Consider the following 21279-nt stretch of genomic DNA (forward strand, 5'->3'; position numbering starts at 1 on the left):
CCTACCAAGGAGAAAAGAATGACCGACATGTCTGAACAAAACAACGTCAAGCGCAGCTGGGATCAACCTGAAGGCAGCAGCTTCGGCGACTGGATGGAATCGCGCGTGGCGCGTCTGTCGACCCGCAAGTACGACTGGGATGCGCTGAAGTTCCAGGCCGACTACGATCCGAAATTCCGCCGCGCGCAAATGCGCTACATCGGCACCGGCGGCACCGGCGTTGCGGTCGACACCAACGTGATTCCTTCGGAACACTTCACCTTTTCGACCATGATCATCCCGGCCGGCCACGAAGGTCCTCCGCATCTGCACATCGACGTCGAAGAAGTGTTCTTCGTGCTGCGCGGCAAGCTCAAGCTGGTGCTGGAAAAAGACGGCGAACGTTTCGAAACCATCCTGACCGACCGCGACGTCGTCTCGGTGCCGCCGGGCGTGTACCGCGAAGAGATCAACATCGGCGATGAAGATGCGCTGATGTGCGTGATGCTGGGCGCGAAGAAGCCGATCACGCCGACCTATCCGCCGGAACATCCGCTGGCTTCGATCAAGCGCGGCTAATTCTCAATCACGCACCAGCCACACATCAGCCACGGGACCAGCCATGACTCCGCACGCACCCGCCTCCGTCACTTGCGCCGAAACGCTCAGGGACTCGCTGAGCCTGCTCGAAGGGCGCTTTTCCGAAAGCACCGTCGACATCGGCAACGGCAAGATCGTGTCGTATCGCTCCTGCGGCCGCGGCCCGGTCATCGTGCTGTTGCACGGCATCAGCTCGGGGGCGGCGTCGTGGCTGCAATGCGCATTGCGTCTCGAGCAGGACGCCCATGTGATCGCCTGGAACGCACCCGGCTACGGCCGCTCGACCTCGCTGCCGCAAATGCAACCGGCCGCGGCCGATTATGCCGAGCGGCTGGAGTTGTTCCTGGAAGCGCTGGGCATCAGCAACTGCGTGCTGGTCGGTCATTCACTGGGCGCCATGATGGCTGCGGCCTATGTCGGCAAAGGCTACAAGCGCGCGTCGCGCCTGCTGTTGATCAGCCCGGCGCAAGGTTACGGCAGCGAAGCCAAACGCGAACGCGGCCAGAAGATTGCGCAGGAACGTCTCGACGTGCTGCGCACCATCGGCGTCGAAGGCATGGCCGAGCGCAGCCCGGCGCGCATGCTGTCGGCGCAGGCCGGCGATGCCGAACGCGCCTGGGTGCGCTGGAACATCCAATGGCTCAACCCGGCCGGCTATACGCAGGCGGTGCACATGCTGTGCGGCGACGATCTGCGCGCCTATGCGCCGCGCGACAGTCTCGGCGACGTGCCGGCGACGGTCTACTGCGGCGCCGAAGACGTGGTCACCACGCCGGACGACAGCCGCGAACTGGCCTGGAATTTGAATTTGCCGTTCCATTTGATCGACAATGCGGGCCACGCCTGCTACATCGAGCAACCGGGAGCGATAGCAGCAGCCATACGTCACCAACTCAGTGGTCACCTTTATAAACTTTCCTAAAACAAAAATCATGAACAAACCTGTGCTGCCAGAAGACGAATCGCAAGAGAAGTACCTCGTGCCGGGCCTGGAACGCGGCCTGCGCCTGCTGTGTGAATTCAGCCGTCAGGACAAGACCCTGTCGGCACCGGAACTGGCGCGCCGTCTCGACGTGCCGCGCTCCACCGTGTTCCGCCTGCTGACCACGCTCGAACGCATGGGCTTTGTCGAACGCAACGACGGCGGCCGCGACTATCGCCTCGGCATGGCCGTGCTGCGCCTCGGCTTCGAATACCTGGCCTCGCTGGAACTGACCGAAATCGGCCGTCCGCTGCTGGACCGCCTGCGCGATGAAATCGGCTACTCCTGCAACCTGGTCGTGCGCGACGGCCGCTCCATCGTGTACGTCGCCAAGTCGGTCACGCAAACCGCCTTCGCCAGCCACGTCAACGTCGGCACCCGTCTGCCGGCACACGCCACCGTGCTCGGCCGCGTCCTGCTGGAAGACCTGACCCTGGCCGAACTGCGCGACCTGTATCCGGAAGAACATCTGGAAGTCTTCTCCAGCAACACGCCCAAGACCGTGGTCGAGCTGTTCGACATGGTGCAGAACGACAAGCAGCGCGGTTACGTGCTGCAGGAAGGCTTCTTCGAAACCAGCATCTCCACCATCGCCGCACCGGTGCGCGATCACTCGGGCAAGGTGGTGGCCGCAATGGGCGCGACGATTCCATCGCCGCACATCGACACCGACCAGCTCGACCAGATCGTCCTCAAGGTGCGCGACACCGCCGGCGAACTGGCGCGTCTGCTTGACCATGCTCCGGAGAAATCGGGCAAGGTCGTCAACATGTGGCGGGAGTAACAGCAATGAGCATGATTCAACTCGAAGGCAAAGTCGCCGTCGTCACCGGCGGCTCTTCGGGCATCGGCCTGGCGACGGTCGAGCTGCTGCTCGAAGCCGGCGCAGCGGTCGCTTTTTGCGGCCGCAACCAGGAACGTCTGCAACAGGTGGAAGCGCAACTGCGCGCGCGCTTCCCGCAAGCCAAATTGTTTTCGTCGGTCTGCGACGTGCTGTCGCAGGACCAGGTGCAAGCTTTCGCCGCCGCCGTGGAAGAGAAACTCGGTGCGGTCTCGATGCTGGTCAACAACGCCGGCCAGGGCCGCGTGTCGACCTTCGCCGATACGGAAGACGCCGCCTGGACCGAAGAGCTGCGCCTCAAATTTTTCTCGGTGATTTATCCGACCCGCGCCTTCCAGCCGCAACTGCAGCGCATGAGCGCCGCGCACGGCGAAGCCGCAGTGGTCTGCGTCAACTCGCTGCTGGCGATCCAGCCCGAGCCGCACATGGTGGCGACCTCGGCCGCGCGCGCCGGCATCCATAACCTGGTGCGCTCGCTGGCGACGGAGTTCGCGACACACAAGATTCGCGTCAACGGCATCCTCATCGGCCTGGTGGAATCCGGCCAATGGCGCCGTCGCTTCGAAGCCCGCACCGGTGCGGACCGCGACCTGTCCTGGGAACAATGGACCCAGGCGCTGGCGCAAAAAAAGAATATTCAACTCGGCCGTCTAGGTCATCCACAGGAAGCCGCCCGCGCGATCGTTTTTCTCGCGACGCCGCTTTCTTCGTACACAACAGGCAGCCACATCGATGTTTCAGGAGGACTTTCCCGCCATGCCTAAGCAAAATCAACCAGTAGAACAAGTTACCGTCGGCTGCGCCATCGCAGCTTTTCTCGAACAATGCGACGTCAAGGCGGCATTCGGTGTGATCTCGATCCACAACATGCCTATCCTCGACGCCTTCGGCGAGCGCGGCAAGATCCGTTTCATTCCGGCACGCGGCGAAGCCGGCGGCGCCAACATGGCCGACTCGTATGCACGCACCACCGGCGGTCTGGGCGTTTGCCTCACCTCCACCGGCACCGCTGCCGGCAACGCCGCCGGCGCCATGGTCGAAGCATTGACCGCCGGCACGCCGCTGTTGCACCTGACCGGCCAGATCGAAACGCCTTACCTTGATCAAAGCCTGGCTTACATCCACGAAGCGCCGGATCAGTTGTCGATGTTGAAGGCGATCTCCAAGGCCGCCTTCCGCATCCGCAGCACCGAGACCGCCATCAGCACCATCAAGCTGGCCGTGCAAACCGCACTGACGCCGCCGATGGGCCCAGTCAGCGTCGAGATTCCCATCGACATCCAGGCTGCGCTGATCCCGATGCCGTCCGATCTGCGTCCATTGCCGATTGCCGTGCAAGCGCCTTCCGAGCACGCGCTCGACGAACTGGCCGAGCGTCTGCTGAAAGCCAAGCGTCCGCTGCTGTGGCTGGGCGGCGGTGCGCGCCAGGCCGGCAAGCAGGTGCAGCGTCTGCTCGATCTCGGCTTCGGCGTGGTCACCAGTACACAAGGCCGCGGCATCGTGGCGGAAGACGATCCACGTTCGCTGGGCGCCTTCAACCTGCACAAGCCGGTCGAAAATTTCTATCAGACCTGCGACGCCATCGTCGTGGTCGGCTCGCGTCTGCGCGGCAATGAAACACTGAAGTACGAACTGAAACTGCCGCGCCCGCTGTACCGCATCGACGCCGATCCATCGGCAGAAGGCCGCTGCTACAACAGCGACCACTTCGTTTGCGGCGACGCTGCACTGGCGCTGGGAGGCCTGGCCGACCGCCTCGAAAAACGCAAGAGCGCGTTGCAGATCGACCCTTCCTTCATGAGCGACCTGCAAAAGGCGCGCGATACCGCCGTTGCCGGTCTGATCGACGGCCTCGGTCCGTACAGCGCGCTGGTCGAACAAGTGCAAAAAGCCGCCGGCCGCAAGTTCAACTGGGTGCGCGACGTCACCGTGTCCAACAGCACCTGGGGTAATCGCTACCTGCGCATTTTCGATCCGCTGGCCGGCGTGCATGCACTCGGCGGCGGTATCGGCCAGGGTCTGGCAATGGGCATCGGCGCCGCCATCGGCGCAGCGGTAACCGCATCGGGCAAGAAGACGTTCACGCTGGCCGGCGACGGCGGCTTCATCCTCAACCTGGGCGAGCTGGCGACTGCCGTTCAAGAGAAGGCCGACATGGTCATCGTGCTGATGAACGACAAGGGCTACGGCGTCATCAAGAACATCCAGGACGTGCAATACGGCGGCCGCCGCCACTACGTCGACCTGCATACGCCGGACTATGCGCAGCTGTCGCAGGCGCTGAGCCTGCGTCACGCCCGTGTCAGCAATCTGGCTGATGCCGAAGGCGCATTGAAGAACGCATTGTCCGAGTCCGGTCCTTTCCTGCTCGAGATCGACATGCTGTCCATCGGCAGTTTCAAGACTGCATTCGCCGGTCCGCCGGTGACGGAAAAAGCGGCAGCGGAAGCCGCCGCAGCTTCCATTGCCACGACCAAGACTGCCGCAGCTACAGCCACAGCTGCAGCCGTCTGAAGAGACTGAGGAGAAACCCATGCTGCATGTTTCGATGATCGGTTGCGGCGCCATCGGCGTCGGCGTGATGGAGCTGCTGAAAAGCGATCCGGAAGTCGCCTTCGATGTCGTCATCGTTCCGGAAGCGAACATGGCGAACGCCCGTACCGTGGTGTCGTCGCTGGCGCCCAAGGCACGCGTTGAGACCCGTCTCGGCGACGACCGTCCCGATCTGCTGATCGAATGCGCCGGCCATCAGGCGATCGAAGAGCACATCATCCCGGCGCTGCTGCGCGGCATCCCGTGCATGGTGGTGTCCATCGGCGCACTGTCGGAACCCGGCCTGGTCGAAAAGCTGGAAGCCGCAGCACGCGAAGGCAAGACCCAGGTGCAATTGCTGTCGGGCGCCATCGGTGCGATTGATGCGCTGTCGGCCGCGCGCGTCGGCGGTCTGGAGTCGGTGGTCTACACCGGCCGCAAGCCGCCCAACGCGTGGAAGGACACGCCGGCCGACGGTCCGTTCGATCTCGCCAATCTGACCGTGGCGACGGTGATCTTTGAAGGCACCGCACGGGAAGCCGCGCGCCTCTATCCGAAGAACGCCAACGTCGCTGCAACCTTGTCGCTGGCAGGCCTCGGTCTGGACAACACGCAGGTGCGCCTGTACGCCGACCCGGCCGTGACCGAGAACGTGCATCACGTCGAAGCCAAGGGTGCGTTCGGCGGCTTCGAACTGACGATGCGCGGCAAGCCATTGGCAGCCAATCCGAAGACCTCGGCGCTGACCGTATTCAGTGTGGTGCGTGCGCTCGGTAATCGTGCACATGCGCTGTCCATTTAAGTGATGTGAACAACAAATCATGACCGAACTGAATCTCAACGAGACACTGCCCATCTGCGTCGCAGGTGAATGGCGTCTGGGCGGCGGCGACCGTTACGCCACGCTGTACCCGGCTACCGGCGAAGCCGTCGCTTATCTGAACGCCGCCAGCGTGGCCGATGTCGAAGAAGCCATCGTCGGCGCCGACAAAGCCTTTCGCACCAGCGGCTGGGCCCAGAAGAAACCGCATGAACGCGCCATCGTCCTGTATCGCGTTGCGCAACTGATCCGCGAACGCGGCGAAGCATTGGCGCAGCGTCAACGCCTCGACAACGGCAAGCCGATCACCGAGACACGCAATCTGGTCGGCAGCGCCGCCGCAACGTTTCAATTTTTCGCCGCTGCCTGCGAAACATTGGAAGAAACCATCACGCCGATGCGCGGCGACAATCTGACCATGAGCGTCTACGAACCCATGGGCGTGGTCGCTGCGATTACACCGTGGAATTCGCCGATCGCCAGCGAAGCGCAAAAGATGGCGCCTGCACTGGCTGCCGGCAACGCCGTGGTGGTCAAGCCTGCCGAAGTCACGCCCTTGATGGCGCTGGAACTGGCAAAGATCTGCGAAGAAGCCGGTGTGCCGAAAGGGCTCATCAGCGTGTTGCCCGGCAAGGGCTCGGTGATCGGCGACGCCATCACGCTGCATCCGCTGGTCAAGCGTGTGTCCTTCACCGGCGGCACTACCACCGGCAAGCACATCGCCCATATCGCCGCCGACAAGATGATGCCGGTCTCGCTGGAACTGGGCGGCAAGTCGCCGACCATGGTGTTCGAAGACGCCGACATCGATCACGCCGTAGCCGGTGTGCTGTACGGTATTTTCAGCAGCTCGGGTGAGTCCTGTATTGCCGGCTCGCGCCTGTTCGTGGCGCGCGGCATCTACGACAGTTTCATGGAACGCCTGGCGGCAGGCGCGGCAGCATTGCGCGTCGGCGATCCGGCCGACGAGCGCACGCAAATGGGTCCGCTGATCACCGCGCGCCATCGCGAAGGCATCGAGTCCTACGTCTCCATCGGCGTCGCCGACGGCGGCCGTATCCGCACCGGTGGTACGCGTCTTGCTGGCGATCAGTTTGCGCGCGGTTACTACTACTCGCCGACCATCATCGAAGGCGTCACCAACGATCAGCGCATCTGCCAGGAAGAAATTTTCGGACCGGTGCTGGTGGCGATGCCGTTCGACAACGAAGAGGACCTGATCGCGCAAGCCAACGACAGCGTGTACGCGCTGGCGGCCGGCATCTGGACGCGCGACTACAAGAAGGCCTGGCGTTTCGGCCGCGCGGTGCAGGCCGGCAACGTGTGGATCAATACGTATAAACAGTTCTCGATTTCGACGCCGTTCGGCGGCTGGCGCGACAGCGGCCTCGGCCGCGAAAAGGGCCGCCTCGGCATCCTGCAGTACATGGAGCAGAAGAGCATGTATTGGGGCCTGAACGAGAACCCGCTGCCGTGGGCTGGTTGAGGAAAATGCATTAACGACGCTGGATCCTGACGTTCGTCAGGACGACGGCGAGATGAAAAATGAAGTTGACGCACTAAGCCGTCGTCCCAGCGAACGCTGGGACCCAGTGTCGTAAAGCACCGGCTAATGAGCGCAAACAGGAAGTCAGGAGAAACACATGGATGTATTAGGAATCGACGAAATCACCTACGGCGCGGACGACATGCCCGCCTGCCGCCAGTTCTTCCTCGACTGGGGCATGACGCTGGCGCAGGAGAGCGCAGAAGCTTTGGTGTTCGAATCGCAAAACGGTTGCCGTGTGATCGTGCGCAGCAGCGCCGATCCGTCACTGCCGCCGGCCATCGAAGCCGGCCCGACATTGCGTGAAGTGGTGTGGGGCGTGTCTGCTGCAGAGGTGCTGCCGAAGTTTGCAGAACGCATCAAGGATCTGCCGGGTTATATCAATGACGGCAAGCGCGTCGGCTGTACCGACCCTAACGGTCTGGCCGTGCGCTTTCAGGTTTCGCAAAAGCGCGACGTGCAAGTCGAGTGCGCCACCATGAACACCTGGAACGAAAAGAACCGCATCAACCAGCGCAGCCCGGTCTATGACCATGCTTCGCCGATTGAAGTCGGCCACGTCGTGTTCTTCGTCAAGGACGTCAAAGCCTGCGAAAAATTCTACTGCGAGAACTTCGGCTTCGTGCCGTCCGACCGTTATCCGGAACGCGGCGCCTTCCTGCGCTGCGCCGATGTCGGCGGCCACCACGACATCTTCCTGCTGCAACCGCCGGAAGCGCGTGCGGGCCTGAACCATGTCGCCTTCACCGTGCGCGACATTCATGAAGTATTCGGCGGCGGCATGCACATGTCGCGCAAGGGCTGGGACACGCAACTGGGCCCGGGCCGTCATCCGATCTCGTCGGCGTATTTCTGGTATTTCAAAAACCCCGCCGGCGGCCTGATCGAGTACTACGCCGATGAAGATCAGCTCGACGCCGACTGGGAGCCGCGCGATTTCGAACCGGGGCCGACGGTGTTCGCCGAATGGGCGATCGACGGCGGCATCGACGGCAACACCCGCCGTCAAAAGAATGCACAAGGGCCGACAGGAAAATTCCTGACCGACCGTCAGCCGACACACAAGTAATCGGAGCAAGTTAAATGTCTTCTTTCAAAATCGGTATTCTCGGCGCGGGCATCGGCGGTCTGACCGCCGCCATCGCGCTGCATCGCGCCGGCCACGACGTGGTCGTGTACGAACAGTCCAAACAATTTCTGCGCGTCGGTGCCGACATCAATTTGACACCCAATGCCGTGCGCGCACTGGACGGCCTCGGCATCAGTGACGCAGTACGCCGCACCGCTGCGCGCCCAACCCATCGCATCAGCCGCACCTGGGACAGCGGCGAAGAAACTTCGCGTCTGGAAATGGGCGACACCGCCGAGAAGAAATACGGCGCACCGCAACTGACCATCCATCGCGCCGATTTGCTGGCGGCGCTGGCGGAAGTGTTTCCGGCCGAGCGCGTGCAGTTCGCCAAGCGCGCGGAAGCAATTGTCGAGGATGCACGGGGCATCACACTGAGCTTCACCGACGGCACCACCGACCAGGTCGATGTGCTGATCGGCGGCGACGGTATTCACTCCGCCGTGCGCAGCGCCATGTTCGGCAAGGAAAGCCCGCGCTTCACCGGCGTGGTTGCCTTCCGCGCCGTGATTCCGGCCGACAGCGTGGCGCAGGTGCCGAACCTGCAAGCCTTCACCAAATGGTGGGGCCCGAATCCGGAAAGCCAGATCGTCACCTTCCCTCTTAACTGCGGCAAAGACATTTTCATCTTCGCTACCACCGCACAAGAAACCTGGCATCTCGAATCGTGGACCACGCCGGGCAGCGTGCAGGAGCTGCGCGACAGCTATGCCGGTTTCCATCCCGACGCCACCGCGCTGCTGGACGCCTGCGACGAAGTATTGAAGACCGCATTGTATGAGCGCGATCCGCTGCCGCACTGGTCCAAGGGCCACATGACGCTGCTGGGCGACGCCAGCCATCCGATGATGCCGTTCATGGCGCAAGGCGCCGGCATGGCGATTGAAGATGCCGTGGTGCTGGCGCGCTGCCTGGAAAAAGTTGCGACCAAAGACGGTATCGCCGATGCGCTGCATGTCTATGAAGAACTGCGCCTGGAACGCACCAGCAAGATCCAGATCGGTTCGCGCGGCAACAACTGGCTGCGCGAAGGCGGCAATGCGGATTGGGTGTACGGCTACGACGCCTGGTCGGTTCCGCTAGAAGTGGAAACTGACGCGGAAACGGTCTGAGGGGCTGAGTGATGAGCGATGTCGACAACAAGTCCGACCTGATGCTGCTGACCGTGCTGCTCAAGCACGATCAGTCGAAGAATCTGGAAGACATCCAGACGCACATGAAGAAGGTGGGCTGGTGGGATCGCTTTCCCGTCGAAGGCACGCGCGTGGTGTCGTGGACCGTGGCCATGGGCCTGGGCCAGATCGTCACGCTGGAACTGCCGCCGGCCTTGCTGCCGCTGGTGAACGTGGAGCTGGAACGCTCCGCCTGGGGTGTGTTCCGCACGGAATGCTACCCGACTTACGATTTTGTACCTGTGCGTGAGCGTATTCGCGAGCGCGTCAAGAATGGAGGCCAATAATGGTTGCAACAGTCACAGAGGTTTATCTCAATCCGCATCAGGCGCGCCGTCGTGCGCCGACCCAGTATGAAGATCTGCTGGGTGATTCCATCGAGCGTGCCTATGGTTCCGGCATTACCGAGCTGGCGGCGCTGGTCGCGCATCTGAATCGCACCGGCCCGGGCTGTCCGTACAACAACGGCGTCTGGACGGAAGCCAATTATCAAGAAGAGATTGCTCGCCTGGCAGCCTAAGCCGGCAGCCAGCCTACCCTCAGGAGAAATAGCAATGAGAACGACAGCCAATGATCCAGTCGATGCGGTCCTCGCCGTTGGATTGAAAGATTTGTGGTACCCGATCTGCCCGTCCGAATTCGTCGCCGAGCGCCCTGTGTCGCTGCGCCGTCTGGGCAAGAAGTTCGTGCTCTGGCGTGAAGCCAACGGCACCCTGCATGCGCTGGAAGATCACTGTCCGCACCGCGGCGCGCCGCTGTCCATGGGCATCGCCATGGGCGACCGCATCGCCTGCGGCTACCACGGCGTGCAGGTGCGTTTTGACGGCGTCGTCATGAGCGTTCCCGGCAGCCCTGGCTGCAAACTGGAAGGCGCCAAGGCCACCCGTTCGTATCACGTCACCGAAGCCTGCGGCGCGATCTTTCTGTTCAACGCCAGCAGCGACATCGCCGAACCGCCGCCGCTGCGTCTGCCGGAAGAACTGACCAGCCCCGAGTATTCCAACTTCCTGTGCTACACCGAATGGAAGGGCGACTACCGCTACGTGCTGGACAACGTCATGGATCCGATGCACGGCACCTTCCTGCACAAGCAATCGCACTCGATGGCCGAAGGCGACAACACCGCCTCGTTCGGCATCCGTGAGACCGACATCGGTTTCATCTTCGAAAAAGAAGGCCAGCGCGACGTCAACTTCGACTGGACCGAATGGGCAGACACCGATTTGCACTGGATGCGCCTGGCGATTCCGTATCCGAAGACCGGCGGCCCGGGCGGCAGCTTCTACATTGTCGGCAGCTACACGCCCATCGTCGACAACATCGCGGCGGTCTTCCACTGGCGTTGCCGCAAGCTGACCGGCTGGCAAAAAGACACCTGGCGCTTCCTCTACCGCAACCGTCTGGAAGCGCGCCACTGGAACGTGCTGGAGCAAGACCGCGCGGTGCTGGAAGTGATGGAACCGGACGCCAACCAGCGCGAGATGCTGTACCAGCACGACATGGGTATCGTGCGTCTGCGCCGCCACATGCGCAATCTCGCCAAGGAACAGCTGGCGAAGGAAGAAGCGGCGCAGGAAAACAAGTCGGCCAAGGCGGCGTAGGTAGATGACTGCGCAGATGACCGTCCAGATGCAAACCGTGAAGCACATCAAGACCGGCAAGGTGGCCGAGCTGGCCACCGCGACTTGGTCGAATTGCCTGGTGATCGGCAACGAGATCGCCATGTCGGGCATGACCGCGCATCCGGCCTCGCGCAACAGCGTTCTGTCGACGTATGAGCAGACGCTGGTGGTGCTGGGCAAGGTGCGCGATCTGGTGGAAGCTGCCGGCGGCACGCTGGGCAGCATCTACAAGCTGGTGATTTATGTGAAGGACATCGCGGACAAGGATGAAGTCGGCCGTGCGCGTCGCGATTTCTTCAAAGCGCCGCAGCCATGTCCTTTTCCGTGTTCGACGCTGGTGGAAGTCAGCGGTCTGGTGTTTCCTGAATTGACGGTCGAGATCGATGCGTTCGCGCGGCTCGACATCGATCTCCGTCAAGCCGTCATTCCAGCGAACGCCGGAATCCAGTGACTTGACTGAGGTCGATACGACACTGGGTCCCGGCGTGCGCCGGGACGACGGTGCAGAGGAATTTGGCGTTACGTATTTTTGATCAGGTTTGAAACGTAGGTTTTTATATGACTAGCAGCTCTCTTCTTTCCGTCCGTGTCCAGGCCATGCGTTTCGAAGCGCAGGGCATCGTCAGCGTCGAGCTGATGTCGCCCGAAGGCGCAGAGTTGCCGGCCTTCGAAGCCGGTTCGCATATCGACCTGCATCTGGCCAACGGCATCGTGCGCAGCTATTCGCTGCTGAACGCGCCGGCCGAGCGCCATCGCTATGTGGTCGGCGTGCTCAACGACCGCAACAGCCGCGGCGGTTCGCGTTATGTGCATGAGCAATTGCGTGTCGGTGCGACGCTGACGATCTCGGCGCCGCGCAACAATTTTCCGGTTGACGAGAGCGCCGCGCATTCGGTGCTGATCGCCGGCGGCATCGGCATCACGCCGATCTCCTGCATGCTCAATTACCTGCGCGGCAAGGGCAAGTCGGCCGAGCTGCTGTACTGCGCGCGCTCGCGTTCGGAAGCCGCCTTCGCCAATGAGCTGCTGCAACAGCCGGACGTGAGCAGCCATTTCGACGCCGAGAAAGGTGCGCCGCCGGACCTGCGCGCTTTCCTCGCCGGCAAGCCGAAGGACGCGCATTTCTACTGCTGCGGTCCGACCCCGATGCTCAACGCCTTCGAAGCGATCTGCGCCGAACTCGATCTGCCCAACGTGCACATCGAACGTTTCGCCGCAGCGGAAAACGTCGAAGCCGTGCAGGGCGATGAATACGTCGCCGAACTGGCGCTCAGCAAAAAGTCGGTCACGGTCCCGGCCGGAAAATCCTTGCTGGATGCGCTGCTGGATGCTGGCCTTGATGTCGACCACAGCTGCCGCGAAGGCGTCTGCGGCGCCTGCGAAACCAAGGTGCTCGAAGGCGAACCGGAACATCGCGACGGTGTGCTGAGCAAGGCGGAAAAAGCTTCGAACAAGATGATGATGGTGTGTGTGTCCGGATGCAAAGGACGCCGCCTGGTGCTCGATTTATGAGGAGCTTCCGATAAAGCATCGCTAGCCGCGTTGCGCCAACTTGCCGTGCATTCGCACTGTCTGCGTTGACGCCCTGCTATCGATACTTTCTCGAAACCTCTATGTAGTGCTTAGAAATGCCCGCGCAAGCGTCGGGCATTTTTTTGAGCCTGAACATTTTTGTGGAACGTTGATTCATGGGTGAAACAAAGACCCGATTCAACGCTCCGCGAAGAGCCGCTAACAACGCACCGCTGGCAAGGCGCGCCGACGCAGACAGTACGCGAGTACGGCAAGGAGAAGCAACGCCGCCAGCGGTGTTTTGTTAGTGGCTCTACAGAATTCACCTTTCATCGGCGCGGGGCAGATGAGAGCAGTGAACGCGGCGTCAGCCGTGCTTAATTGAAGGGGAGTTTTTCATGAAGAAGGTACTCTTTGCCGTCGCCGCCACCGGCTTCGCGGCAAGCGCATTCGCCCAGAGCAACGTGACGATCTACGGTAGTCTGGACGCAGGCGTGGCATACATCAACAACCTCGGCGGCGGTTCCGTTACGCGCCTGGACCAGGGCACCATGCAGCCGGACCGTATCGGTTTCCGCGGTACTGAAGATCTGGGTGGCAACCTGAAGGCCAACTTCCAGCTGGAAACCGGTTTCTACACCGACACCGGCAGCCAGCCGACAGCCGGCAAACTGTTCAACCGTTACAGCACCGTCGGCCTGTCCGGCGACTTCGGCGCGGTGGCGATGGGCCACATGCCTGACATCGTGTTCGACTACGTCGGCAAACTGTCCAACGGCTATCAGCTGACCAACTGGTACCTGTTCCATCCGGGTAACCTGGACAGCCTGGCCAACACCTACCAGTCCGACAATGCAGTGCGCTATACCACGCCGACCTGGTCGGGCTTTCAGGCAAGCGCGATGTACGGTTTCGGCGAAGTGGCGGGCGACAGCGGCAACGGCCGCAACATCAGCACCGGCGCTAGCTATACCAATGGCCCGCTGCGCGCAGCCTTCGCTTATTCCAAGCTGAACAACCGCGCTGCGGGCTACGCAGGCGCTTTCCTGTCGAGCGTCGGCCTGGGTACTGCAGCGACGGTGTTCAACAGCCTGACGACAACCGCTGCCGGCATCGGCTACACCATCGGCACCGTGCGTCTGAACACCGACTACACGCAAGTCAAGATCGCCTTGCCGAGCGGTCAGACGCCGAAACAGAAGAACTTCGATCTGGGTGCGGCATGGCGTTATGCAACAGCCGATACGCTCAACGTCGGTTACAGCCTGTCCAAGCTCGAAGGTGCACGCTGGAACACTGTCAGCCTGAGCAACGTGCATGCTTTGTCCAAGCGCACTGAGCTGTACGCGCAAGTGGCCTATCAACGTGCCGGCGGCGATGCGAAGTTTGCCGTCATGAACGGAACTGGCGCCGGTGGCGGGACCGGCGTGTCCGGTGGTTCGAGCCAGATGGTCACAACGCTGGGTATGCACCATTCTTTCTAAGTCATAGTCCGTTCAGTAGTCAATGTAGTAGTGCAATCCGGCGCCGACCGACATCCCGGCGCCGGTTTGTTTTTGGAGAAAAAGATGACTAATTTGAAACTAGGTACGCGTCTCGGCCTGGCGTTCGGTCTGGTGGTACTGCTGCTGATCGGCATCACCGGCCTCGGCATCCAGAGTCTGGGCGCTCTGCACGACGGTACGCAGCTGATCGTGAAGAACCGCTATCCGCAGGTCGTGGTCGCCAACGACATCGTGCTGCAGATCAGCGACAACGCCATTGCCATGCGCAACATTTTGCTGATCGACGATCACGATACCTTGCTCAAGGAAATCCAGCGCATCGAAGACGGTGAAAAAGGCATCCACTCCAACCTTGCCACGCTCCAGCAAATGCTGTCGAGCGACATGGGACGCAAGTCTTTCGGGGAGATATCCGCCCTGCGTGCAACCTATGAAAAAGGCCAGAAGGAATTCCTCAAGCTGGCCTCCACCGGCGCCACCATGGATGCGTCGCAGCTGCTGCTGACATCCTTGCGCACCGACCAGCAAAACTATATCAACCGCGTCAAAGGTTTCATCAAGGGCGGTTCCATCGTGATGGCCAAGAGCAGTGTCGAGGCCAGCGATCTTTATCACAGCAAGACCGCCATCATGCTGACCATGGCCGGCATCGCCGTCTTGCTGGCGTGCGGTTTCGCGTACTGGATCACGCGTTCGATCACGCGTCCCGTCAATCATGCGGTGCAGGTCGCACAAAGTGTCGCTGCCGGTGACCTCAGCAGCCACGTCGAAGTAAATTCGCAGGATGAAATCGGCCAGTTGCTGCTGGCGTTGAAAGAAATGAACGGCAGCCTCACCAACATCGTGTCGGAAGTGCGTACCGGCGCCGACACCATCGCCACCGCTTCAAGCGAAATCGCTACCGGCAACCTCGACCTGTCCAGCCGCACCGAACAGCAAGCCGGTTCGCTGGAAGAAACCGCCGCCACCATGGAAGAGCTGACTTCCACCGTCAGGCAGAATGCCGAGAACGCGCGCCAGGCCAATCAGCTGGCGGCGACTGCTTCCGACGTCGCGACGCACAGCGGCTCGGTGGTGGCGCAGGTGGTGACCACCATGGGTTCCATCAGCGAATCCTCACGCAAGATCGTCGACATCATCAGCGTGATTGACGGCATTGCTTTCCAGACCAACATTCTTGCCTTGAATGCTGCGGTCGAAGCGGCGCGCGCCGGTGAACAGGGCCGCGGTTTTGCCGTGGTCGCGAGCGAAGTGCGTAGTCTGGCGCAACGCTCGGCGACCGCCGCGAAAGAGATCAAGGCGCTGATCGACGACTCGGTCGAAAAGGTCGACATCGGCAGCAAGCTGGTGGCGCAGGCCGGCAGCACCATGGACGACGTCGTCGCCAGCGTCAGACGCGTGAGCGACATCGTCGGCGAGATCAGCTTCGCCAGCCAGGAGCAGAGTTCGGGGATTGAGCAGGTCAACCAGGCCATCACGCACATGGATGAAGTGACGCAGCAAAATGCGGCGCTGGTCGAGCAGGCCGCAGCGGCGGCGCAATCCTTGCAGGATCAGTCGGCCAATCTGGCGCAGGTGGTGGGCGTGTTCCGTCTTGGTTCTCAAGACTTTCCACACGATGCGCCGCGCCTGGCGAAACCGGCGGCTGCGGCGGTTACTCCTGCTCCACGCATTGCCGCGCCGGTGGTCCGCAAGCTTGCGCGAACACCGGCCTCTCCAGCGGCCTCAGCGCGGACGCCTGCGTTGGCGAACACTGCTTCCGGCATGCCGGCCGGCGATGGTGATTGGGAAACGTTTTAAGACTTAAGCAAAAACGCCCAGGTAAGACGCTCAGGCAAAGCGATTCTGCGGACGCGCCAGCCCCAGATGGTCGCGCAGCGTGTCGCCTTCATACTCGCGGCGGAACAGGCCGCGTTCCTGCAGGATCGGCACCACCTGTTCGACGAAGTCGGTCAGCGATTCGGGCAGGTAAGCCGGCATCAGGTTGAAGCCGTCACAGGCGCCGCTGCTGAACCATTCCGCGAAGTTGTCGGCGATCTGTCCGGCGGTGCCGGCCACCACGCGGTGCGAGCGGCTGCCGCCGAAGCGTTTGCCGAGCTGGCGCAAGGTCAGGTTGTCGCGTTTGGACATTTCCTGCACCAGCTTGTAGCGGCTTTGATTGCCGCGAATTTCTTTCAGGTCAGGCAGCGGTTCGTCCAGCGAATATACCGACAGGTCGTGATTCATGCTGTCGGATAGCAGCGCCAGTCCGCCCAGCGGATGCACCAGGTCTTCCAGATGGCGCAGCTTTTCTTCCGCCTCTGCTTGCGTAGCCCCGATGATGGGCATCACGCCCGGCAGTATCTTGATGCTGTCGGGTGTGCGGCCGTATTTGACGACGCGTGCATGGATGTCGTTACGGAATTCGCGCGCCGCTGCGATCTGCGGCTGCGATGAAAAAATCACTTCGGCAGTTTGCGCAGCAAAGTCGCGTCCGGTATCCGATGAACCGGCCTGGATCAATACCGGATGCCCCTGCGGCGGACGCGTCACGTTGAGCGGGCCGCGCACGCCGAACCAGTCGCCCTTGTGATGCAGATAGTGGACCTTGGACGGATCGGCGTAGACGCCGTTTTCCTTGTCGAGCACCAGCGCATCGTCTTCCCAGCTATCCCACAATTTGGTCACGACATCGAGGAATTCGTGCGCGCGGCCGTAGCGGGTTTCGTGTTCCAGATGTTCCTGTTTGCTGAAGTTGAGCGCTTCGCCGTCGTTGGTCGAGGTGACGATGTTCCAGGCGATGCGGCCGCCGGTGAGATGGTCCAGCGTGGCGAAGGCGCGCGCCAGGAAGAAGGGTTCGTTGTAGGTCGTGGAGGCGGTGGCGGCCAGCCCGATTTTTTCCGTGATGGCGCCGAGCGCACCGAGCAGCGAGATCGGCTCCGGCCGCGCTTGCGCGAGGTAACGTACGGTGGTGTCGAAGCGATTGTCGAAGCGGTCGGAAATCGCCAGCCGGTCGGCAAAGAAAATCAGATCGAACTTGCCGGCCTCGGCGGTTTGCGCCAGCTTCTTGTAATAGGCGAGACTCATGGTGTTGGCCGGATCGACGCCGGGAAAACGCCAGCCGGCGGCATGATGGCCGACCGACATGAGGAAGGCGCCGAGGTGCATCTGCTTGGATGGTGAGGTAGACATGAGAATTTTCCGGCGAATTGATTATTTGACGGAGACCGAGGCATCCTTGATCTGTACGGCCTTGGGAATCAGCTTGTAGCGGAAGAAGGTGTTGGCGACTTCCTGCTGCGCGTCGATGATGTTGGCCGGCAGCGGGTAGGCGACGCCCCAGGCCTGGCGCGTCAGGGCGAGCTGCCAGATTTTCAGCGGCACGCGCGTGTCTTTTTCGAGGAAGCGCGCGGTCTCATCGGCGTGGTCCTTGGCGTATTGCTCGGTGTCGTTGAGCTTGTCGAGGGTGATGCGCAGGATGCCCGGATAGGTCGCGGCAAACTTTGCTGGCGCGACGTAGAAGCTGTATTGCGGCGTCAGTCTGGACGCGGTCACCAGAGGACGGGCGCCGATGTTTTGCTCGATGTCGGCCAGGCGCGGATCGGGTACCACCCAGGCGGCGACGTCGCCGCGTTCAAAAGCAGAGCGCGCTTCGCTGTATTGCAGGTAGGCGAAGACGATGTCGTCGGGCTTCATGCCGTCCTGTTCCAGCGCCTTGAGCAGCAGGTATTGGCCGGCCGATCCTTTGGCGACGGCGATCTTCTTGCCTTGCAGGTCTTTCATGCGGCGTGCGGTGGATTCCTTCGGCACCACGACTGCGTAGTTGTCTTTATAGGCTGCGGCGTAACCGACGTAGCGGATCTCGGGCGCGCCGCCGGCCTGCGCAAAGACGGGGGGCGTCGAACCGACGAAGCCGAGATCGATGTCGCCGGCGTTGAGCGCTTCCACCATCGGCGGACCGAAGGGGAATTCGAACCATTTGACCGTGACGCCGTTGGGCGCGAGGGCTTTCTCCAGCTCGCCGCTGGCTTTGAGGATGACCAGGCTGTTGCCTTTCTGATAGCCGATGCGGAATTCCTTGGGATAGGAAGCGGCGGGTGCGGCGGCATGGGAGACGGATACGGCGGCGGACAGGCTCAGGGTGAGCGCCAGCAGCGCACCGAGGGCGCGCTTGAGAATGAGGACGGGCATGGGGTTTCCGGCGGTGAGTGAAGATATGGTCGCTGACGATAGCACCGGCGCGGCGCAAAATTAACGACTGTTTCCGCATGACGATATGCGGCGGATTTCTATCGCATATGCAGCATTGCCACGGCTCGCAAATGAATGCGCGGTTTCGGGGCATAATGTCGACAATTTCATTCGCACTGTGCCGTCGCGCACAATTCCACAATGGCAACAGACCAACCACGACAAAGCGTGCACGACGAGCTGGTTTCCGCTCGCATCCGCGCGCGCATCAAGGCTGCCGGCGTACGTTTTCACGCCAACGACAATATCGCCGAATTCATCAAGGATGGCGAGCTGGAAGCCCTGCAGGCTGAGGTGCAGGCCAGGCTGGCCGGCGTGCTCGAGAGCCTGGTGATCGACGTCGAGAGCGACCACAACACCCAGGACACCGCCAAACGCGTGGCCAAGATGTATGTGCAGGAAGTCTTCCGCGGCCGTTATCAGGCGCCGCCGCCGGTGACGGAATTTCCGAATATCGAGCGTCTGAACGAACTGATGATCGTCGGTCCGATCACGGTGCGCAGCGCCTGCTCGCATCACCTGTGTCCGATCATGGGCAAGGTCTGGGTCGGCGTGATGCCTAACGAGCACTCCAACCTGATCGGCTTGTCCAAATATGCACGCCTGATCGAGTGGATCATGAGCCGTCCGCAAATCCAGGAAGAAGCCGTGTCGCAGGTCGCCGATCTGCTGATGCAGAAACTGCAGCCGGATGGCCTGGCGATCGTGATGGAAGCAGATCACTTCTGCATGCACTGGCGCGGCGTCAAGGACACCGAGTCGAAGATGATCAACAGCGTCATGCGCGGCTCTTTCCTGCGTGACGCCAATCTGCGCCGTGAATTCCTGGCGCTGATCAGGAAGTAATCGGAAGTCGTTTTTCCGAAATCAATCCGCCACTAATCTGCAAGCCGAAAGGAAGCATCATGCTGGTTCGTCTGATCTACGCAAGCCGCGCCTGTGAGTCCATCACGCAGGAGCTGGTCGACACCATTCTGGCGACGGCGCGCCGCCACAATCCCGCTACTGGCATCACTGGCGTGCTGTGCCACAGCGACGATATTTTCGTGCAGGCGATCGAAGGCGGGCGCGATCAGATCAATCAGCTGTATGCGCACCTGTTGCAGGACAAGCGCCACAAGGATGTGGTCTTGCTGTGCTACGAAGAAATCGGCGTGCGTCAATACTCGTCGTGGACCATGGGCAAGGTGCGGCTGGACAAGGTCAATCGTTCGCTGTTGCTGAAGTATTCGAGCACCGGCGTGCTTAATCCTTATGACGTGTCGGGCTGTGCGACGGTGGCCTTGCTGGAAGAGCTGGCGGCGGCGGGTGCGTTTGCCGTGCGCGATTAAAACCGCTTAATTCAGTCCGCTGGAAGCCCAGATGGTTTCCAGGTTGGGCAGGTTCGGCATCTTGGACGGATCGGCATACGAGGCGATCTTGTCGCCGCTGCGGGTGGTGGCAAGATCGATGATCTCGATCGGCAGCATCGACATCGTCGTCGCCGAGAAAAACACTTTCACTTTGGGCGTCAACAGCGAACCGGGATGCTGGTCGATGACGATGCCCACTTTCCCCGAGTGCATCAGCACACAGGATCCGGTCGGAAAAATCCCCACGCTCTTGATGAAGGCTTCGAGGACGGTTTCGTCGAAGTGGCCCTGGTTATTGGCCATGCGCTTGATCGAGTGGCCGGGTTCCCAGCCCGGCTTGTAGGGCCGGTTCGAGGTGATCGCGTCATACACGTCGCACACCGCGCCCATCTTCGCCATCATGGAAATCTGGTTGCCCTTGAGATTGAAGGGATAGCCGCTGCCGTCGATTTTTTCGTGGTGATGCAGCGAGACGTCGAGTGCGGCGTCGCCGATGCCGTCAACGCCGCGCAGGATGGCGTGGCCGGCTTGCGCGTGCTTTTTGATGGAAGTGAATTCGTCGTCGGTCAGCTTGCCGGGTTTGTTGAGGATGTCCGCCGGCACCGCCATCTTGCCGATGTCGTGCAGCAAACCGGCCAGGCCCGCTTGCCGGGTTTCTTCCGGCGACAGGCCGAGCTGGTGGCCGAGCGCGATCATCAATGCGCACACGGCGACCGAATGCATATAGGTGTAATCGTCGGAGGTCTTCAGACGCGCCAGGCTGATCAGCGCGCCGCGGTTGCGCGAGACGGAGGCGGTGATTTCCTGCACCACCGGCATCGCTTGCCGGACGTCCAGCGCTTTGCCCATGCGGGTTTCGTTGAACATCGTCATGATGGCTTTTTTGGAGCCGGTCAATACGCGCGCGGCGTTGACGCGTTCCTGTTCTGCGCCCACCTGCACCGAGATTTTTGCCTGCCGCGGTTTGGCGGCTTCGGGTTCTGATGCAGGAGTTTCTGCGGGTGAGGTGACGACAGCAGGCGCGGGCGCATCTTCAACAATGATGTCGCGGCCTTTGGTGGTATCGATCAGGATTTCGTCGATCTTGGCAGAACGCAGCGTCTTCAGATCTTCGTATTTTTCCAGCTTGAAAGAACCCCGCCAGAATGGATGATTCATCCACGGGCCTGGGATCTCCTGGACATACATGCCAAGACGAAGTTGATCGGGTGCAATACGCTTCAACACTGCCGGTCTCCGATGGAGGCGTTAGTAAGGTTGCTGCTGTGAAAGGTGCATGAATCGTGGGTTTGAGACGACTCAGCACAGCGATTGCATGTGCTTATCGTAGCAGAACATTCTCGGAATGTGGCTGCTGTTTATTGTTGTATTTTGTTGCGATTTTTTTACAATGGCCGAATAAAAAAACGGTGCGCAGAAAGGCAAACCGCGGACAAGCTGCATAGGATCTGCAGATT

General features: G+C 61.3%; 21 protein-coding genes. 18 read left to right on the plus strand and 3 right to left on the minus strand.

Features of this window, described 5'->3' with window-relative positions; all coding sequences use genetic code 11:
- Positions 1 to 18 precede the first annotated feature (18 nt).
- The 16 genes from AC1RN6_RS20780 (at position 19) to AC1RN6_RS20855 (ending at position 16040) form a co-directional block, all read left to right on the plus strand.
- Positions 19 to 558, plus strand: coding sequence for a cupin domain-containing protein (locus AC1RN6_RS20780; RefSeq protein ID WP_493007334.1), 540 nt, complete (start codon positions 19 to 21; stop codon positions 556 to 558).
- A gap of 43 nt (positions 559 to 601) precedes the next feature.
- A complete protein-coding gene (locus AC1RN6_RS20785) occupies positions 602 to 1501 on the plus strand; it encodes an alpha/beta fold hydrolase (protein ID WP_493007335.1) in 900 nt (299 codons plus the stop codon).
- A gap of 10 nt (positions 1502 to 1511) precedes the next feature.
- Positions 1512 to 2345: an IclR family transcriptional regulator gene (locus tag AC1RN6_RS20790; protein ID WP_050480024.1), complete on the plus strand. Its 834-nt coding sequence runs from the start codon at positions 1512 to 1514 to the stop codon at positions 2343 to 2345.
- 5 nt (positions 2346 to 2350) lie between these two features.
- Positions 2351 to 3166, plus strand: a complete 816-nt coding sequence (locus tag AC1RN6_RS20795; protein ID WP_493007336.1) for an SDR family oxidoreductase — start codon at positions 2351 to 2353, stop codon at positions 3164 to 3166.
- The gene (locus AC1RN6_RS20800; protein WP_493007337.1) at positions 3159 to 4916 is read left to right on the plus strand and encodes a thiamine pyrophosphate-binding protein; all 1758 of its coding nucleotides are present in this window, start codon (positions 3159 to 3161) and stop codon (positions 4914 to 4916) included. The genes AC1RN6_RS20795 and AC1RN6_RS20800 overlap by 8 nt, the downstream gene beginning before the upstream one ends.
- Before the next feature lie 19 nt (positions 4917 to 4935).
- Positions 4936 to 5736, plus strand: a complete 801-nt coding sequence (locus AC1RN6_RS20805) for an aspartate dehydrogenase (RefSeq protein WP_493007338.1) — start codon at positions 4936 to 4938, stop codon at positions 5734 to 5736.
- Between the two features lie 19 nt (positions 5737 to 5755).
- Entirely contained in the window at positions 5756 to 7240 is a 1485-nt protein-coding gene (locus tag AC1RN6_RS20810; protein ID WP_493007339.1) for an aldehyde dehydrogenase, read from the plus strand.
- Positions 7241 to 7397: 157 nt separating this feature from the next.
- The gene (locus AC1RN6_RS20815; RefSeq protein ID WP_493007340.1) at positions 7398 to 8369 is read left to right on the plus strand and encodes a VOC family protein; all 972 of its coding nucleotides are present in this window, start codon (positions 7398 to 7400) and stop codon (positions 8367 to 8369) included.
- 14 nt (positions 8370 to 8383) lie between these two features.
- Complete coding sequence (locus AC1RN6_RS20820) at positions 8384 to 9541, plus strand: FAD-dependent monooxygenase (RefSeq protein ID WP_493007341.1); 1158 nt, start codon at positions 8384 to 8386, stop codon at positions 9539 to 9541.
- A gap of 11 nt (positions 9542 to 9552) precedes the next feature.
- Positions 9553 to 9888 carry a hypothetical protein gene (locus AC1RN6_RS20825; protein WP_493007342.1) on the plus strand — a complete coding sequence of 112 codons (336 nt, stop codon included), beginning with the start codon at positions 9553 to 9555 and terminating at the stop codon, positions 9886 to 9888.
- Positions 9888 to 10121 carry a recombinase-like helix-turn-helix domain-containing protein gene (locus AC1RN6_RS20830; RefSeq protein WP_094561925.1) on the plus strand — a complete coding sequence of 78 codons (234 nt, stop codon included), beginning with the start codon at positions 9888 to 9890 and terminating at the stop codon, positions 10119 to 10121. The genes AC1RN6_RS20825 and AC1RN6_RS20830 overlap by 1 nt, the downstream gene beginning before the upstream one ends.
- Before the next feature lie 34 nt (positions 10122 to 10155).
- Positions 10156 to 11202, plus strand: a complete 1047-nt coding sequence (locus AC1RN6_RS20835) for a Rieske 2Fe-2S domain-containing protein (protein ID WP_493007343.1) — start codon at positions 10156 to 10158, stop codon at positions 11200 to 11202.
- Between the two features lie 4 nt (positions 11203 to 11206).
- Positions 11207 to 11674 (plus strand): RidA family protein, encoded by a 468-nt coding sequence (locus tag AC1RN6_RS20840; protein WP_493007344.1) that lies wholly within the window; start codon positions 11207 to 11209, stop codon positions 11672 to 11674.
- A 107-nt stretch (positions 11675 to 11781) separates the two neighbouring features.
- Positions 11782 to 12735 (plus strand): PDR/VanB family oxidoreductase, encoded by a 954-nt coding sequence (locus tag AC1RN6_RS20845; protein WP_493007346.1) that lies wholly within the window; start codon positions 11782 to 11784, stop codon positions 12733 to 12735.
- Between the two features lie 398 nt (positions 12736 to 13133).
- A complete protein-coding gene (locus AC1RN6_RS20850; RefSeq protein ID WP_493007347.1) occupies positions 13134 to 14219 on the plus strand; it encodes a porin in 1086 nt (361 codons plus the stop codon).
- Positions 14220 to 14303: 84 nt separating this feature from the next.
- Positions 14304 to 16040: a methyl-accepting chemotaxis protein gene (locus tag AC1RN6_RS20855; protein ID WP_493007348.1), complete on the plus strand. Its 1737-nt coding sequence runs from the start codon at positions 14304 to 14306 to the stop codon at positions 16038 to 16040.
- 30 nt (positions 16041 to 16070) lie between these two features.
- Here the strand turns inward: AC1RN6_RS20855 and AC1RN6_RS20860 are convergent, their stop codons facing one another.
- Both AC1RN6_RS20860 and AC1RN6_RS20865 read right to left on the minus strand, forming a co-directional pair.
- Complete coding sequence (locus AC1RN6_RS20860; protein WP_493007349.1) at positions 16071 to 17411, minus strand: LLM class flavin-dependent oxidoreductase; 1341 nt, start codon at positions 17409 to 17411, stop codon at positions 16071 to 16073.
- A 21-nt stretch (positions 17412 to 17432) separates the two neighbouring features.
- Positions 17433 to 18410, minus strand: coding sequence for an aliphatic sulfonate ABC transporter substrate-binding protein (locus AC1RN6_RS20865; protein WP_493007350.1), 978 nt, complete (start codon positions 18408 to 18410; stop codon positions 17433 to 17435).
- A gap of 201 nt (positions 18411 to 18611) precedes the next feature.
- Between AC1RN6_RS20865 and folE the strand changes: the two genes are divergently transcribed.
- A complete protein-coding gene (gene folE / locus AC1RN6_RS20870) occupies positions 18612 to 19316 on the plus strand; it encodes a GTP cyclohydrolase I (RefSeq protein ID WP_493007351.1) in 705 nt (234 codons plus the stop codon).
- A gap of 59 nt (positions 19317 to 19375) precedes the next feature.
- Entirely contained in the window at positions 19376 to 19801 is a 426-nt protein-coding gene (locus tag AC1RN6_RS20875; RefSeq protein WP_493007352.1) for a BLUF domain-containing protein, read from the plus strand.
- Between the two features lie 6 nt (positions 19802 to 19807).
- Here AC1RN6_RS20875 and AC1RN6_RS20880 read toward each other — a convergent pair whose 3' ends face one another.
- Positions 19808 to 21049 (minus strand): HD-GYP domain-containing protein, encoded by a 1242-nt coding sequence (locus tag AC1RN6_RS20880; RefSeq protein ID WP_493007353.1) that lies wholly within the window; start codon positions 21047 to 21049, stop codon positions 19808 to 19810.
- Positions 21050 to 21279: the final 230 nt, after the last annotated feature.

This window comes from Herbaspirillum sp. GW822-FHT03A08, assembly GCF_058801885.1.